The 16,068-nt window shown below is 70.9% G+C and carries 12 protein-coding genes and 2 pseudogenes; 2 read left to right on the top strand and 12 right to left on the bottom strand.

Annotated elements, in window-relative coordinates:
* Nucleotides 1–14: 14 nt before the first annotated feature.
* The 6 genes from G6R25_RS12695 to G6R25_RS12670 are packed head-to-tail and all read right to left on the bottom strand — an operon-like array spanning nucleotide 15 to nucleotide 10,095.
* On the bottom strand, nucleotides 15–1,439 hold the full coding sequence (locus G6R25_RS12695) for a glutamine synthetase family protein (protein ID WP_235948232.1): 1,425 nt from the start codon (nucleotides 1,437–1,439) through the stop codon (nucleotides 15–17).
* Complete coding sequence (locus tag G6R25_RS12690) at nucleotides 1,436–3,385, bottom strand: IucA/IucC family protein (RefSeq protein ID WP_163553141.1); 1,950 nt, start codon at nucleotides 3,383–3,385, stop codon at nucleotides 1,436–1,438. Before G6R25_RS12690 ends, G6R25_RS12695 begins: the two co-directional genes overlap by 4 nt.
* A gap of 35 nt (nucleotides 3,386–3,420) precedes the next feature.
* A complete protein-coding gene (locus tag G6R25_RS12685; protein WP_163553139.1) occupies nucleotides 3,421–5,094 on the bottom strand; it encodes a lysine N(6)-hydroxylase/L-ornithine N(5)-oxygenase family protein in 1,674 nt (557 codons plus the stop codon).
* Entirely contained in the window at nucleotides 5,091–7,085 is a 1,995-nt protein-coding gene (locus G6R25_RS12680; RefSeq protein ID WP_163553138.1) for an IucA/IucC family protein, read from the bottom strand. The genes G6R25_RS12685 and G6R25_RS12680 overlap by 4 nt, the downstream gene beginning before the upstream one ends.
* Nucleotides 7,082–8,644 (bottom strand): pyridoxal phosphate-dependent decarboxylase family protein, encoded by a 1,563-nt coding sequence (locus tag G6R25_RS12675; protein ID WP_163553137.1) that lies wholly within the window; start codon nucleotides 8,642–8,644, stop codon nucleotides 7,082–7,084. Before G6R25_RS12675 ends, G6R25_RS12680 begins: the two co-directional genes overlap by 4 nt.
* Nucleotides 8,641–10,095 (bottom strand): diaminobutyrate--2-oxoglutarate transaminase family protein, encoded by a 1,455-nt coding sequence (locus G6R25_RS12670; protein ID WP_163553136.1) that lies wholly within the window; start codon nucleotides 10,093–10,095, stop codon nucleotides 8,641–8,643. The genes G6R25_RS12675 and G6R25_RS12670 overlap by 4 nt, the downstream gene beginning before the upstream one ends.
* A gap of 449 nt (nucleotides 10,096–10,544) precedes the next feature.
* Here G6R25_RS12670 and G6R25_RS12665 point away from each other — a divergent pair, with 449 nt between their 5' ends.
* Nucleotides 10,545–11,984: a type III PLP-dependent enzyme domain-containing protein gene (locus G6R25_RS12665; protein WP_163553135.1), complete on the top strand. Its 1,440-nt coding sequence runs from the start codon at nucleotides 10,545–10,547 to the stop codon at nucleotides 11,982–11,984.
* A 10-nt stretch (nucleotides 11,985–11,994) separates the two neighbouring features.
* Here G6R25_RS12665 and G6R25_RS12660 read toward each other — a convergent pair whose 3' ends face one another.
* From G6R25_RS12660 to G6R25_RS12645, 6 genes and pseudogenes are all read right to left on the bottom strand, one after another.
* Nucleotides 11,995–12,333 (bottom strand): NUDIX hydrolase, encoded by a 339-nt coding sequence (locus G6R25_RS12660; RefSeq protein WP_235948230.1) that lies wholly within the window; start codon nucleotides 12,331–12,333, stop codon nucleotides 11,995–11,997.
* Nucleotides 12,334–12,351: 18 nt separating this feature from the next.
* Nucleotides 12,352–12,621 carry a transposase gene (locus tag G6R25_RS30450; RefSeq protein ID WP_205447087.1) on the bottom strand — a complete coding sequence of 90 codons (270 nt, stop codon included), beginning with the start codon at nucleotides 12,619–12,621 and terminating at the stop codon, nucleotides 12,352–12,354.
* 73 nt (nucleotides 12,622–12,694) lie between these two features.
* Nucleotides 12,695–13,390 (bottom strand): annotated as a pseudogene (locus G6R25_RS30445) (ISL3 family transposase); the annotation flags it as partial.
* 99 nt (nucleotides 13,391–13,489) lie between these two features.
* Complete coding sequence (locus G6R25_RS25205; RefSeq protein WP_205447085.1) at nucleotides 13,490–13,717, bottom strand: hypothetical protein; 228 nt, start codon at nucleotides 13,715–13,717, stop codon at nucleotides 13,490–13,492.
* Nucleotides 13,718–13,887: 170 nt separating this feature from the next.
* The gene (locus G6R25_RS12650) at nucleotides 13,888–14,091 is read right to left on the bottom strand and encodes a hypothetical protein (RefSeq protein WP_235948228.1); all 204 of its coding nucleotides are present in this window, start codon (nucleotides 14,089–14,091) and stop codon (nucleotides 13,888–13,890) included.
* A 267-nt stretch (nucleotides 14,092–14,358) separates the two neighbouring features.
* Nucleotides 14,359–14,946 (bottom strand): annotated as a pseudogene (locus tag G6R25_RS12645) (ISKra4 family transposase); the annotation flags it as partial.
* A gap of 630 nt (nucleotides 14,947–15,576) precedes the next feature.
* Between G6R25_RS12645 and G6R25_RS12640 the strand changes: the two are divergent.
* Complete coding sequence (locus tag G6R25_RS12640) at nucleotides 15,577–16,023, top strand: hypothetical protein (RefSeq protein WP_163553134.1); 447 nt, start codon at nucleotides 15,577–15,579, stop codon at nucleotides 16,021–16,023.
* Nucleotides 16,024–16,068: the final 45 nt, after the last annotated feature.

Here is a 16,068-nt window from a genome sequence, read left to right as displayed (position 1 = left end):
GTGGCGCCGCCGGCTCAGAAGCGCTCGAAGCCGCGTCGGCGCTCCCAGTCGGTGACCGTGCCCTCGTACCCGGCCAGCTCGACCTCGGCCGCATGGGCCAGATGGACGACCACCCGGTCGCCGAACGCCGCGTGGGCCACCGCGCTCGACCGCCACCGTTCGACGGCGTCGCGCAGCGTCGCGGGCAGCGGCGCGAGCCCCGGCATGGTGAAGGCGTTGCCGATCCGACCGGGTTCGAGGGTGAGCCCCTGCTCCATTCCGTAGCGGCCGGCGGCGATCATGCCGGCCACGGCGAGGTAGGGGTTCGCGTCCCCGCCGGGCACGCGATGCTCGAGGCGCAGCCCCGTTCCGCTGCCGACGACCCGGACCGCGCACGTCCGGTTGTCGCGACCCCAGCTCACCCCGGTCGGCGCGAACGCACCGGGGGCGAGCCGCTTGTAGGAGTTGACGTTGGGTGCGAACAGCAGCGTGAAGTCAGCCATGCAGCTCAGCTGGCCGGCGACGAAGGAGCACATCAGCGGTGACATTCCCGCGACGTCAGATCGACTGGTTTCGCGCGAGGCGGTTTCGTGCGGGGCGGCGAAAACCGGCTCGTCACCGCCTGTCCCGCGCAGGGACAGGTGGACATGGCAGGAGTTCCCCTCGCCCTCGTCGTACTTCGCCATGAAGGTCAACGCCTGCCCCGACGTGGCGGCGATCTTCTTTGCGGTCGTCTTGTAGAGGGCGTGGTTGTCGCACGCCTGGAGTGCCTCGGCGTACCGGAAAACGATCTCGTACTGGCCCGGATGGACCTCGCCCCGAGCCGACTCGACCGCGATCCCGGCGTCGGCCATGGCCCGCCGGATGCGGCGGGTCAGGTCGTCGAGTTCCTCGGTGCCGAACAGCGCGTAGTCGATGTTGTAACGGCTGGCCGGGCTGAGCCCGGACCAGGAACGCCGCGCCGCCCGTTGGTAGGACTCGCGGAAGACCAGGAACTCCAGCTCGGTCCCGGCGAGGGCGGTGAGCCCGGCGGCGGCGAGCGCATCGAGCTGGCGGCGCAGCACCGTTCGGGGGGCCACGTCCACGGGGGTCCCGTCGGGCCAGGACGCGTCCGCAAGGACCACCGCGCAGGACGGGCGCCACGGGGCCCGGCGCAGGCTGGTCAGATCGGGCCGGAGCCGTAGATCACCGAAGCCGTCATACCAGGGGGTGCGCGGATAGCCACCGTCGGTCTGCATGTCCACGTCGACAGCGTGCAGGTAGGTGCATGCGCCCAGCCCGTCAGCGAGCACCTCGCGCGCGAAATGCTCGGGGGACACGGCGCTGCCGACCAGCCGGCCCTGCAGGTCGACGGTGGCGACGACGACCTCCTCGACCGCATGGTCCCCGGTCAGGAGCCCGGACAGGGCCTCGATGCCCGCCGAACGGTCAGGTGGTGTCGGCACTGACGGCGATGTCAACGATCCTCCGTTCGTGCCATCGAATCCGTGGGCTCGACTGCGGGCGCACGGGCGGTCGAGGTCGCCACCGGGTTGGCGACCTCGCCGTGCATCAGGTCGAATCCACCGTCCCGCTCGGCCCGGTCGTGGAACCCGGCGCCGGCGAGCTGCTCGCGGTTCAGGCAGACCCGGTCGAAGCTCGGCGCGAGTAGATCGATCTCGCGGAAGCGTTCCCGCAACTGGGGGAACCGATCGTGATAGCCGTCGATCGTCGCCCGGGCCAGCCGCCAGAACTCGCCCTCCGCAACCTGCAGATGATCCGCCACGAGCACGGAGAAGTAGCGGAAGTGGCCGGCGAACACGGCGGAGAGCACCGAGTGGGCCAACATCGGCCCGGGCCAGCGGCGGCAGTGCATGGCCACCTGTGCAGGCATGTCCGCTCGTTCGGGGAAGTCGCCGTCCACCAGCTCGATGTCGGCGCCGAAGTCCTTCACCGCGATCCGTCGGGGCAGGTGATCGGCGTCGAAGATACAGATGACGTTCTCGCCATGCGGGGTGAAGGCGACCCCGTACCGGTACAGATAGTGCAGCAGCGGTGGTAGCAACGCGGTGAACAGGGCGGCGAGCCAGTCCCGGCCCGACTGGCCCGACCGGGCCACCAACTCCGCGGCGAGGGGACGTCCGTCCGACCCGATCGTGAGCAGCGACGCGAGGCTGCGAGCCCGCTCCCCGGTGGCGAGATGCCGCTCCACCGGATCGCGCCAGACCACGCCGAGCAGTTCGTGTAGGCGGTAGGGCGCGTCGGGGATGGCGTCGTAGGCCGGATGGGTGACGGCGGCGCCGGCGACCTCGGCCAGGGGCAGCACCCCCGTCACCTCGCGCAGGAAAGGATCGGCGTCGCGCAGGTCGAGCAACCAGCGTGACACCGCCGGCCCGGCGGCGGCGTCCGCCGCGGACATGCCCCGCCAGACCAGGGTGTTGCGGATCATCAGTGCAAGTTTGACGTTGCGCCGCTCCGGTCGGTCGATGTTGGCGAGCGTGCGGACGGCCTGCAGCGGGAGGTACCGGTCCGGCCCCTCGCCCAAGGGGATCAGGAGTCCGGTGGCCAGCTCGGCGGCGAACAGCGGGACGATCACGTTCTCCCACTGCCATGGGTGGACCGGCAGCCAGAGGTAATCCTCGGCGGCCGCGCCGGCGGCAGACGGATCGGCCATCAGGGCGTGGGCGAGGACGTCGGTGAAGCGGGCGCGGGTGTCCGCATCCAACTCGGCGTGAACGAGGGCTGCATTGCCCGACCGGCCCGTGGCGGACCCGTCCGGCAGCTCGAGGTTGGCCGGCGCGAGGTTGGCCGGCTCGAGGTCCCAGTACCGCCCGATTGTGGGATGCGCGGCCACCCAACGCAGGCGGAAGGGCGACCGGGCCTCCGGGCTGTACCGGTCGACGGCCGCACCGAAGCCGAGGCGTCCCTTGTTGGCGACGAGGCAGGGATGACCCGACTGATGGCCTTCCAACGCGACGAAGGGCAGGTCGGCGAGGGCTGCCGCGGGCAGCGCCGTCGTCAGCAGGTGCTGGTCGGCCGACTGGGTGGCGAGCAGGTCGCGCACCACGTCGGCAAGGACCGGATCAGGCCACCCGAGCAGGGACTGCGTATCCCGTAGAAACCGCACCGGGTCGGTCTCCTGCCTGCCGATCGAGGGGGCGGCGCGGGTGAGGCTCGCGGGATCGATCCACCAGGACCCGAACGTGCCCCGCTGAGCGCGAAATCGGTAGACGGCGCCGGCCGCCACCAACCGGTAGGCCAGCGCGGGTCCTCGACCGATCGGGCCATCCTCGTGGAGGTTCGCGGCCCCGCCGTCGTCGATCTGCGGCCTGAGTAGGTCCTCGTAGGCGAGTTCCGCGATGAGCTTGGCCAGCAGCGAGCGTCCCGCCTGCCGCCAGCGGTCGGCTGACTTGCCCGGAGCCGCCATCGGCGGCGGGGATTGCTCGGCAGAAGGGCGGACGGTCAACGGTCACCCTCGCCAAGCATGACGGGATGCCGCCGCACCGCCCGATCGGAGCCCACGTCCGCCGCGGCATCGGGCTCCCGGAGTCCCCCACCATCGGCCGCGGTGCCGGTGCCGGTGCCGGTGCCGGCGGCGGTGCCGGCGGCGGAGTCAGAGTCGGGGGTGCCGGGCCCGGCCGGGCCGGTCGGCGTCGGTATCGTCGCCGCTGTCCGTGGCGCGTGGTGGGACCCGCCTGTGCGGGGAGGCGCGCCGAAGGTCGTGAACGCCGACGGCGGTGGCAGTCGGTATGCGTGCCCCCCGGTCAGGTCATCGAGGATGACCGCGGCCCGCCAGGCACCCAGGCCGAGATCGGGGGCGCCGACCCCATGGGTGTGCAGCTCGGCGTTCTGGACGTACAGGTGTCCGGTCAGGTCCGGATCGGTGGCGATCCGGTAACGGGCGTCGATCTGGAACCGTCCGGTGTCGTCGAGTGCCAACAGCCCGGCGACCGGGTCGAGCAACGCCGGACGGCGGGCCGCGTACCCGGTGGCCAGCACCACCGCGTCCGTGGTCAGCGGGAAGGTCCGGTCCTGATCGTGGTGGCGGCAGCCGAGCGTGATCTCTCCCCGCTCGTCGCCCAGCGACGCCGACTGCACCGACACCCCCGGCATCAGCGTCGCCGCCTCGTCGCCACCGTCGATCGTCCGTTCGTAGAGCAGGTCGTAGATCTGCGCGATGGTGTCCGCGTCGATCCCCTTGTACAGCTGCCACTGCGCCGGGACGAGAGCGTCCCTGCGACCTTGCTCGAGCCCGTGGAAGTAACGGATGTGGTCGGGGGTGAACTGCTCGAGGCCCAGCTTCGAGTACTCCATCGGGGCGAAGGCGGGGGTGCGGGTGATCCAGGTCAGGTGCTGCGTCGTCGTCTGCTGGTTGCGCAGCAGGTCGGCGAACACCTCGGCGCCGGACTGGCCCGATCCGACCACGGTGATGTGGGACAGCCCGGCCAGCGATGCGCGCCGCTGGCGGTAGTGCGCTGAGTGGAACACCCGGTCGCTCGAGATTCCGGCGAAGGCCGGTGGCGTGGTCGGCTCGGTGCCGATCCCGAGCACCAGATGCCTTGCCGTGACCACCCGGGTGGACCAGGTACCAGCCCACTCGGAGGCCTCGCCGCGCGACGCCCCCGCAGGCGGCGGCGTCGTCCGCGTGACCACGACGCGAAACAACCCGGCGTCGGGATGCCAACGGACCGCTTCCACCCGGGCGCCGAAGTGGGTGGATTGCAGGCCCTCGGCGACCCACCGGCAGTAGGCGTCGTACTCCCGACGGGGGATGTGGAAGCGTTCGTAGAGGTAGAAGCGAAAGAGCCGGTCGTGCGCCCGCAGGTAGGACAGGAACGACCAGGGGCTGGTCGGATCGATGAGAGTGACCAGGTCGGCGAGGAACGGCACCTGCAGGGTCGTGCCCTCCAGCAGCAGCCCGGGATGCCAGCTGAACGCCGGCGCCTGCTCGAAGAAGGCGGCCCGCAGGCCGGGGAGCCCGTCGGCGAGCGCGGCCAGCGACAGGTTGAACGGGCCCAGCCCGACCCCCACCACGTCATAGTCCGGGGTCTCCGGATGGGGGAGGCCGGGCGCCGCGGTCGCGACCGCGGTCCGCGGCGGCTCGTCGCGGGATGCGAGCGGGATGCGGGACGTCACGGGGCGGCCTCCAGCAGCGGGTTCGGAATCTGTACGTAGACCGACTGGGTGGCCACTGGTCCGATCAGTTCGTCGCGGCCGTCCACGCAGGTGCGCAGGTTGCCTTTGCTGGGCAGGGTGGGGGACGTCAGGAGGGTGGCGAGCAGCCGGCGCCGGACGGCGGGCGGCCCGGCCGGGCCACGGTCCGACCGGGCGTCCGAGTCCATCCGGGACAGCAGGTCGCGTGCTCGCCCGAGCAGGCGGTGTTCGTCGGCGACGCCGGCCGCGCCCAGGGCTCCGGCCACGGCGAAGACATTGTTCACGAACAGGTAGTAGATGATGCGTTCCGTCACCAGCTCATCGTCGAAGATCATGTCGAGGTTCGTGGCAAAGCCGGTCAGCAGGCGTTCCGTGGCCGAAGCGGCCGAGGCGGCCACGTAGTAGCCCTGGCTGTCGCGGTACCACCCGGCCACCGGCCAGCCGTCGGCGTCCAGCGTGACCAGGGTGTTCTGCAGATGCGCCTCGACGCCCACGCCGAACTGCAGGTACAGGTCCAGCACGGGCGCTGCGAGCACGGTCAGGTAGCGCTCGAACCAGGTCTCGGCGAGCACCCGGACGGGTTCGTGCCGTCGGTCGGCCAGCCGGGTGAGCAGCCGGGGAAGCATCGCCGCCCGGGACCGCCCGCGGCTGTCCGCCGCCAGATCGGGTCGGGGTGCGACCAGCGCCGCCATGCTCACCGCCCGGTCGGTCGGGCCGAAGGGGTTCGTCCGGATGGCGGTCGCCAGCGCCACCGCACCGTCGCCGGCGGCGCCGCCGCCGCCGGATGCCTCGGCCGACCCGGGGATGCCCAGCCGGTCAGATGCCCTGGAGGGTGGGCGGCGGTCTGGACGGGTCACCGCCACCCAGTCGGGCTCCCCGATGAGGTGGAAGTCCGGATGCCGCGCGGTGAGAGCGGCGCCGAGGCCCGCGTCGACCAGTCTGGTGATCATCTCTGCCAGTCGGAGCTCCCCGAGGTGCAGGACGCGGCGCGAGTTGGTGATGCGCAGGCCCAGGGAGAGCTTGAGCATCACCCGACTGTCCGGCCGCCAGACGGTACGCAACGAAGACGTTGGGTACCACCACGGGCCCGACCTGCCGAGGTCGATGAGGCGCCTGTCGGCGAGCAGCTGGGCGAGCGGGCCGTCCGCACCATCGGTGAGTTCACGGGCCTGCCATGGATGGGCGGGCACCGGAACATAGCCGGGCGGAAGGTGCGGGTCGGGCGGGCCGCCTCGTTCGGTGCCGGGGGGTGCCGACGGATCTGCTTCGATCGGGCGGTATCTCCCCGTCGCGCCGGGGCTGGCGTCGCCGCCGAACAGCTCGGCCAGCAGGCGTGTGACCGGGTGTCGGCCTCCCGGCAACTGCGCCGCGGGGCCGCCTTCCGCCGCCGGGACACCCGACGTCGACACTACCGAGGGATGCGCGGCGAACCAGTGCAGCGCGAAGTAACCGGCCCGCTCGGGGGAGTAGACGGCCATCGCCTCGTCGGATGCCCCCTGCCTGCTCGCCGCGGCTGGGTGGAAGGGATGGCCCGTGAGCGACGCCTGCTCCGCGGCCAGGAACGGGGGGACGGCGCTCGGGTGCCCGACGGTCCGCCGAGCGTCGAGATGGGCGGCGATTCGGCGCGCCGAATCGATGATCCGGCCCAACGCCTCGGTCCCGTGGGCGGCGGGCAGCCCCTGTTCCGCGGTGATCTCACGGACGAGGAGCGTGGCGAGCAGGCCGGCATCGACGGGCGACGGCGTGCCCGCCGGGGAGACCAGTTCGGGCTGGGTGAACCGGTGCCACCCGGACGGCGAGCGGTGGGTCACCATCGCCCGAATGGACAAGCCTGACGCCGGCAGCCCGATGTCGATCGTGCGGGTGTCGGCGTCCGGCCGGGCGCCGGTCTCCCGCAGCCAGCAGCGCAGGAGGGTCTCGGTGACGAGGTCATCGGCGACGGTGGCGGCAGCCGTGGGCTGGTCCGCGGTCACGGGATGCTTCCGATGCCACCGCCGTACCCGCCGGCGAGTTCGTCGCCGGTCGCGGCAACCAGACGGAGCAGAGCGTCCACGTCGGCCTGGGTGGAGTTGGGATTCAGCAAGGTGAGTTTCAGGTGCACGGCCCGATCGGGCCCCACGCGGGTCCGGCCGACCACCGCGCGCCCGTCGAGCAGCAGCGCGCGGCGGATCGCGTCGTTGAGCTGGTCCGGCCATTCGGCGGTGCACGCCGCCGCCGAGCCGGTGGCGCCGGTCTGTGGGCGGTAGCGAAAGACGACCGTGGTCAGGGTGACCGGAAAGGCATGCTCGAGGCGGGGATCGGCCTGGACCGTCTGTTCCGCGTGCCGAGCGAGATCGTGGCAGGCATCGACCAGGGCGCCCAGCCCATCCCGGCCGAGCGCGCGCAACGTCACCGCGATCGGGAAGGAGTCCGCACGGCGGGTGGTCCGCAGGGACCGGTCCAGGAGGCTGGGAAAACCGGCGGCCTCGTCGTCCTCGGATCGGAGGTAGTCCGCCTGGGCGGCGCGCAGGCTGGGCCACCCGTCCGGGCGAGGCGTCAGGAAGACGCCGGCCGGAGCCGGTTGCCAGCCCAGCTTGTGCAGGTCCAGAGCGACCGAGTCGGCGAGCGCGACCCCGTCGAGATGGGCGGCCAGTCGGTTGGAGAACAGCGCGCCGCCGCCGTACGCCGCGTCGACGTGTAACCAACCGGACGAGGCGGGATGGCCCGATTCGGCCGGTGCAGCCGAGGGCAGCCGCCTGCGTAGCCGGCGGCGGTGTTCCTCGACCGCAGCCGCGATCTCGCGCAGCGGGTCGACGGCGCCGGCGTCGGTGGTGCCCGCCGTGGCCACGACGACGACGGGCCCGGCATGCTCGGCGAGCGCCTTTCGCAGCAGGTCGACCCGCATCCGGTCCTGGCCGTCGGTGGGGATCGCCGCGACCGGGGGGGTGTCGATGCCCAGCACGGCGGCGGCGCGATCAACCGAGAGGTGCGCGGCGGCGGAGCGGAACACGCGCAGCTGCCCGTTCGACGCGGCGTCCCGCGCGAGGAGCAGGCCCATGAGGTTGGACTCCGTGCCACCGGTGGTGATCGTGCCGGCGGCCTGATCCGGGTCGAAGCCGGCCAGTTCGGCGAGCGCCGCGACGACCTCCGTCTCGATCGTGGTCGCGGCCGGGGCCTGATCCCAGGAGTCCAGGGACGGGTTGAGGGCGCTCACGGCGAGGTCGGCGGCGACCGCCACGGGCAATGGCGGGCAGTGCAGATGGGCGGCGCACCATGGGTCCGCCGGATCCGCCGATCCCGCGGCGAGGGCCTCCACCAGTCCGGTGATCGCGGCCGCGGCTCCGATCCCGGTCCTGGGGAGCAGGCCGGTCCGGGGTAGCAGGCCGGTCCGATCGGGCGATGCGCCGAGGGCGGCCTGAACCGCTGCGCGGACCCGGGACGGTCCACCGGCCGGCAGCGGTCCGCCGCGCCGGCGCCGGCCCTCGGCCAGCGCCGTGAGGGTCATCCCGACGAGCTCGTCCAGGCCCGGCTGGGGCTGCGGCACTTCTCTCACCCGGCCTCGCGACCGGTGGATGGGGTGGGTACGGCAGTGAGCCGCCGCACGGCGGCGTCGATGGCGTCGGCCAGGATCGACAGGGCGCGTGCGGCCTCCTCATCGCCGATGATCAGGGGGGGCAGGAGCCGGATGACCGCCCCGTGCCGACCACCGAGCTCGATGATCAGTCCGCGGCGAAGACACTCGGCGCGGACCAGGGCGGCGAGCCGGGGATCGGCGGGATACGCGCCGACGGCGTCCGCTGTGCCGGTCGGATCGACCAGCTCGGCGCCGAGCATGAGCCCGCGGCCGCGGACGTCCCCCACATGCGGCCGGTCCCGGGCGAGATGGTCGAGGCCGGCGAGTAGGCGGGAGCCCAGGCGGGCGGCGCGTTCGTCGAGCCCGTCACGACGCACCCGGCGCAGCGTGGCGCGCCCGGCGACCATCGCGAGCTGGTTGCCGCGGAAGGTGCCGGTGTGCGCGCCGGGGGCCCAGACGTCCAGCTCGGCCCGGTAGGCGATCACGGCGATCGGCAACCCGCCGCCGATCGCCTTGGACATCACGACGATGTCGGGGGTGATCCCGCTGTGCTGCGCGGCCCAGAACCGCCCCGTGCGCCCCACCCCGGTCTGCACCTCGTCGAGGATGAGGAGGATGCCACGTCGGCGGGTGATCTCCCGGATGGCCCGCAGCCAGCTGTCCGGCGCCGGGATCACGCCGCCCTCTCCCTGGACCGCCTCCACGATGAGGCCGGCCGGGTCGGTGACCCCCCCGAGCGGGTCATCCAGCAGCCGTTCGATGTAGCGCAGGGACAGCTCTGCCCCGTCCGGACCGGCGGCGCGGTCGGGCACCGACCCCACCCCGAAGGGGCACCGGTACGGATAGGGGAAGGGCAGCCGGACGACGGAGCCCACAGCCGGCAACGGGTTCTTGACGGCGACGTTCCCGGTCACCGCCAGCGCTCCCGCGGTCATGCCGTGATAACCACCGGTGAACGCGAGCATGGTCTGGTTCCCGGTCGCCGTCTGGGCCAGCTTGATCGCCGCCTCCACCGCGTCGGCCCCGCTCGGACCGCAGAAGTGCAGCTTGACGTCGCTGCCCAGCCCCGGCGGCAGACTGGCCCGTAGTTCCTCGACGAACGCGTCCTTCTCGGGGGTGGCGAGATCCAGGGTGTGCAGGGGGGCGCCCCGCGAGAGCGCCGCGGTGATCGCCTGGATCACGTCCGGATGGTTGTGGCCCAGCGCCAGGGTGCCGGCACCGGACAGGCAGTCCAGGTAACTCCGGCCGTCCGCGCCGACGATCGTGGCCCCCTGCGCACGGACCGGCACGATCGGTAGGGTGCGCGCGTAGGTTCGGGCGGAGGACTCCCGTTCGCGCTGCCGCGCGAGGATGGCGGCGGGATCCATTGCTGGAGAGTCCCGATCGATGCCGGTTCCGTCGCTGATGCCGTTTCGAGCGGAAATCGTCATTGCGGGCGACTCCCTTTCGAGCAGACGCTGTTGAGGAAAGCCTAACCTAAGTCAACCCTCCGGCCGTTGCTCCGCGCATGGATACGGTCGCGTCTGGCGCCATCGGCGGATCTCTCCATGGTCCGCCCGGTTGCCCTGCATCGTCGCGGAAATGCTGCTCCCGGCGCCTGCCGCCGGCGTCCCTCCGGTCGAGCAGTGTCCCAACGCACACCCAGAAGGTGGCATGTCGACCCCGGTGCGGGGGTCACACCGCCGGTGCGGCGGTCGATTCAGCCTCGCCCACGCGGGCTAACGCACTTCGTCGGACAGGCATGGCGGCTTTCGCCGCTGGGGAGCGTGGGCCCGACCTGATCACGACGGATGCATGTGTTGCGCGAAATGCTGCGGATTGGCCACTGTGGAACCGCCGCGGTGGTCCGGATGCCCGGGCCTCGGGGAGGGGAGCTCGGATGGATCTTCCGCCGTCGGCGGCTCCGCTGCAGGCCCTGCCCGCTGGACGCCTTCCCGTCACGGTGCTCGCGGCGGTGTGCCAGCGGCCCGAAGGCGCGGAAGAGATCAGCGCCTACCTCTACGACCCGGCTGTCGCCGCCCGCAACGCGACGACGCTGCGGGCCTGCCTGCCCAGCTGGGCGAGGATCTGCTTCGCGGTGAAGGCCAACGGCTTCCCGCCGGTGCTCGACGCACTGCTGCGAGGCGCCGCCGTCGCCGGGACGGGTAGGGACCTCCCGATCGTCGGACCCGACCCGAACGCACTCGTTCCCCGCCTCGGCGGGGTGGACGGTTTCGAGGTCTCCTCGGTACGTGAGATGCGCCTGGCCCAGGCAGCCTATGGCCGGGTGGTCCCCGCCCGATCGCCCTACCTGGTTGCGTCCGGTCCGGCGAAGTCGGTCACCCTGCTGACCGCGCTGGTCGAGTCCGGCGTGTCCATGGTCAACGTCGAGAGCCCGGTCGAGCTGCGGCGGCTGGAGGCGGTGGCGGCGCGGCTCGACCGGCGGGTCGCCGTGACGGTGCGGGTGAACCCGGCGCGGGTCGCCCTCTCGGGTTCCCTGCAGATGGGCGGGCGGCCGAGCGCGTTCGGGGTCCCCGAACCGGAGGTGCCGGCCGTGCTGGACCTGGCGAAGCGCCTGCCCCATCTGGACGTGGCCGGACTCCATGTCCATGCGGTGTCCGGCAACCTCGATGCCGCCGCCCATCTGGACTACGTGCGCTGGTGTCTTGAGTTCGCCGACCGCTCGGCCGCCGACGCCGGGATCGATCTGCGGGTGGTCGACGTGGGCGGGGGATTCGGCGTGCCGTTCGAGCCGGACCGGCGCGGCGAGCGACCCTTCGACCTGGACCGGTTCGGGGAGGGCCTCGCGCGGCTCCCGGTCCCGACCGACGTCGAGATGATCTTCGAGCCAGGTCGGCTGCTCGTGGCCGACTGCGGCTGGTACGCCGCCGAGGTGATCGACGTCAAACGCTCCTACGGGACCGATTTCGTCGTGCTGCGCGGCGGCATCCACCATTTCGCCCTGCCGACCTCCTGGGAGATCGTGCACAACTTCGCGGTCGTGCCCAGGTCCGCGCCGGCCGCATCCCGCAGCCCTGATGGCGGCCCCGGCGAGGCGTCGACAAGCGGGGTCGATGGCGAGTGGGCCGATGGCGAAGGGGACGGTGGCGGCGTCGACACCTCTGGGCGGCCGGTCACTGTGGTGGGCGAGCTGTGCACGCCGGAGGACACGCTCGCACGCGATGTCACCGTCGGCCCGGTGCGACCTGGCGACGTCATCGTCTTTCCGATGGCCGGTGCGTACGGTTATGAGTTCGCGCTCGCGGACTTCCTCGGCCATCCCCGACCCCGCCGCATCGTGCTCGGAGAAATGGGGAATCGCGGCCCGCGGGCTGCCTGATCCCGGACGTTCACTCCCCGTCGAGAAGAAGGGCCATGACGCCGATGAGGGTCGCGCTGCTCACGATCTCGCGGCTGCGGATGAGGTTGCCGATCTCGTCGAGCGGTATCCATTCGATGCGATCTGACTCGTTGAGCTCCGTAGGCGGTCCGGTGAACACGGCGGTGTCCGCCCGGAACACGAAATGCTGCGCGTCGGTGATGCCGTTCGCGGGCTGCGCGTAGATCAGAGGCCGCAGTGGCCCCGGGCGATAGCTGGTCTCCTCCAGCTCCCGGGCGGCGGCGTAGACGGGTTCCTCGCCGTGCTCCACCAGGCCCATCGGCAGCTCCCAGCCCCAGGTGTCGGTCACAAAACGGGCTCTTCGAAGTTAAGCGGGGTTGAGGCGTCCGCGGGCTCGGCGGGTGGTTGCGCAGCGTGTGCGGAGGCGCTGGTTGTCGGGGTTGCGGTAGCCGTAGGCGTTGCGGGCGTCGAGTTTGACGACGCGGTTGTAGCCCTCGCTGGCGGCGTTGGTGATCCCGGTGTGGAGGAACGTTTCGATGCAGGGCCACCAGGTGCTGATGGTGGTGGCGAGGCGTTCGAGTTCGGGGACGGCGGCGTGGGCGCACCAGGTGTAGAAGCGGGTGAGCCGGTGGGCGATCGTGGTGGGTGCGGGCCAGGGCGAGCAGCGCGCGGAGTTCTTCTTTACCGATCCAGGCGGCCAGGATCGTCTGGCCGGGTTCGTCGAGGTCGACCAGGGTGTTCCACAGTTTCGCGAGTTGGCGGTCGGTGAGGTTCTCGCGGTTGCGGCGGAGCAGGCCGCGGATCTGCCATTCGGGGTCGCCGCTGCGGCCGCGTCGGCCTCGGGTGGTGGTGGTGACCCGGCGGCGGACCTCGTCGACGATGTCGTTGGCGAGTTTCACGACGTGGAAGTGGTCGACGACGACGATGGCCAGGGGGAGGTAGCGGCGGATCGCGGAGACGAACACGGAGCACATGTCGATCGCGACGTAGGCCACCCGGTCGCGCCACGCCGGCGGCTGGCTGGCCAGCCAGTAGGCGACGTCGTCGCCGGTGCGGCCCTCGACCTGGCCGAGCATGCCGTGGCCGCCGTGCAGGTCGGTGAACCCGACGTGCCATCGGTCGGCGAGGACCCGGGCTTTCGCCGGTTCGCCGCCGGTGGGTTCGTGGGCAGCCGGGCCGGGTGGGGGTGGTGTGGGGTTCTCGGCGGGGCGCCAGCGGGGCCGGCCTCGGCGGACCTCGTCGATCCCGAGCGTGTCGACCGGCGGTGGTGTGCTGACGGTCCAGGGCGCGGCTGTCTGGCGGACTGCGTCCATGGTCGTGGGCCAGGACAGGCCCAGTGAGCGGGCGGCGGCGGTGACCGTCGGGCAGATCCCGTCGATCACGCGTGCCGCGGCCTGCCCGCGCAGGCGGGCGGTCAGTCGTGCCCGGGCGGGTATGGCGGGCAGCGACTCGGTGAACGACCCCCGCGGGCACCGCGGCTCGTCGCAGTACCAGCGCCGCTTGGCTCATTCCAGCCGTAGATCGGACGACCCGTAGGGCAGGTCCCGGGGCCGGGTACGCACCACCGCTTTGACCCGCGTCGCGAACACCCCGCACGACGGGCACGCCCGCGCCATGTCGTCCGCGGTCTCCAACCGGGCCAGCCGCGACCCGTCCGCCTGGCGCTCGATGCGCCGCACCGCCAGACCATCGAGCTCCAACAACAACGTCGCGGCACACGTATCATCGTTCAAGCCCGTAACCCCTGTGGCGTCTTGATTGCGTGAGAACAACCAAGATCGCCCGAGTTGCGGGCCTTTTCATGTCACGACATGCCGGCATCCCACACCAGGCACACAAAGCCACACCAAGCCAACATCACGCACAGTCATCAATCAGGCGGCGGCCGAACGACCCACCCCGGTTAACTTCGAAGACCCACAAAACGGTGCCGCCACAGCATGAGTACCCGCCGTGACTCGTCCAGCAGCGCGGTGACGGCGACATCGCGCAGCCGGACCACGTGGTATTCCCCTCGCTGCCCGTCCGGCTGCTCGACGTCGAGGAAAGCGATGTTCACCCAGGGTGTGCGGAAGGCGGACCGCTCCTGATGGACTTGCCACTTCATGAAGGCTTCCTGGTAGGCACGACATTCGACTGCCCCAGCAGTCCGCCGATGATGACGACCGGTAGGAGGTATCCTCTCCCGTGGCCCGGAGCCGGCGAGGATCCCGACGACCCCGAAGGCTGACCAGATCCGGATATCGGCTCAGGCCGCCATCCGCTCGTCGGTGTGGTGGAGCTGGGCCTCGACGTCCGACACGCAGCGACGAAACACGATCGAACGATGCCACGTGCCATTGGAGATGGGTGCAGTTCTCTTGAAATGAGTTGATCAGGGCGGTATGTGGTTGTCCGTGTACTGGCTATGGTGGTTGCGGTGGCGTTCCTGGGCGAGGTGGAACTGCCAGTAGTCGTCGAAGTCGCCGTTGGTGATGACGGCGTGCAGGGTGAGGACGGCTTCGGCGCCGTCGAGTCCCCGGCGGGCGCCGGTGATGTCCATTCTGTCCTTGACGAGGTGGCGGCAGGCGCCTTCGATGACGCCGGTGGCGATCGGCCAGCCGGCGGCGAGGGCGGTGGCGTAGTCGAGGAACGGGGCCTTGGCGTCGAGGTAGTCGGCGGCGGTGTCGGCTCCCTTGCGTTCGTGGGCGTTGTAGGTGGCGCGGCGGCGGATGCCGGTGGCGACGTCGGACGTCTTGCCGGCCAGGACCTTGCGGGCTTTGTCGGTGACCCAGACCTCGGCGTCGGGGTCGGGGTCGCCGGTGGCGAAAAACGACCAGCCGGCCTTCCACAGGTACTCGAGCACGTGGATGAAGTCGACCAGGATGTGGACGGTGACGCCGCAGCGGGCGGCCTCGGCGGTGATGGCGTCGAGCTGGGTGTTGTTGCCGTCGACGAGCACGACCCAGGTCCGCCGGTGGTGCGAGTGCAGCCCCACCGGCAGGTTCAACGCCCGGTCCACCCCGACCGGCGGCTCGGCGAGACGGACCTCCCGCGGCGCCCGCAGATCCAGGGAGTCCTGAAACAGCGAACACAGCAGCTCCCGGCCCCGACCCTCCAACCACACCTCAAGATCAGAATGGGTCAGGGAAGCGGTCTCCACGCCCGCCAGCCCGGCCCGTAACGCCCCGAACAGCTCCTCCGACCGCTCGAACCAAGCCCAGCAGTCCGAAAGCATCCAGTCAACGATCTCACTTGGGAAGATCTATACCCAATGTCGATGGCTGTGTGTGTTAGTCGGAAGAATGGCAAATAGGCCGTTTTGTCTCCGCGCAGCGCAATGGCTGCAAAATTCACCATGTACAGACAACACGACTCGGCTAGACCTGTCTTGGTCGCATCCAATGTGGTTGCCGGGCTCGATCCACCCGGCCGGCCGCGGATGACGGCCGACTACCGCCAGCGTGTGGTGAATTATCGTCCGGGTCGATCGAGCCGACCAGTCCGTCTACCGAGTATGAAGGTGGTCTCCTCTTCGGTTACCGCCTGATCGGCTGCTGCCGGTGGTTCCTCGGTCTCGGCCTTCTGGTCGTGTTCGCCCGGCGTCGCGTCGGTGATCCGTGTGGTCGTGGCAACGGTCGATCCGAAGCCGGTTGTGCGGGAGGGGGGAGGAATCCTCATGCTTTCGTTTCTGCGTGGGCGCGTGTCCGGGCATCGGTACCGAACCGCCATCCTCCTCCTTCTGGGGGCCGTGCTGCTCGGTGCAATTCTGGGTGGCGGTGGCTATGCGTATGCGTCCGGCACATCTTTCGACAATCCTTGGGTCTTCCGGGCGACGAACCAGGAGAGCGAGGGGCTGCGCATCCAGTCCACCGGTGGGCCGAACGGTCAGCTGTTCATTGTGTTCGATAATCTGAACCAGCCTATCTTCGCCATCAACAAGGCGGGCGGGGCGAGCGTGTTCGGCGACAACTTCAACGTGCACCATGGCGGTGACATCTTCCATCCCTGGGTCAAACTGAGCGTCGTCGATCCCAGGACTCCAGGAAGATCGTTCTAGGTTGCGATCTGCTACGCGGAGTATTGGCCCCGTTGTGCCGTCCGG

This window comes from Candidatus Frankia alpina (assembly GCF_902806485.1).
GTDB classification, from domain to species: domain Bacteria; phylum Actinomycetota; class Actinomycetes; order Frankiales; family Frankiaceae; genus Frankia; species Frankia alpina.
The sequence above is the reverse complement of the archived record's forward strand: the minus strand, read 5'-3'. Positions and strand labels throughout refer to the sequence as shown.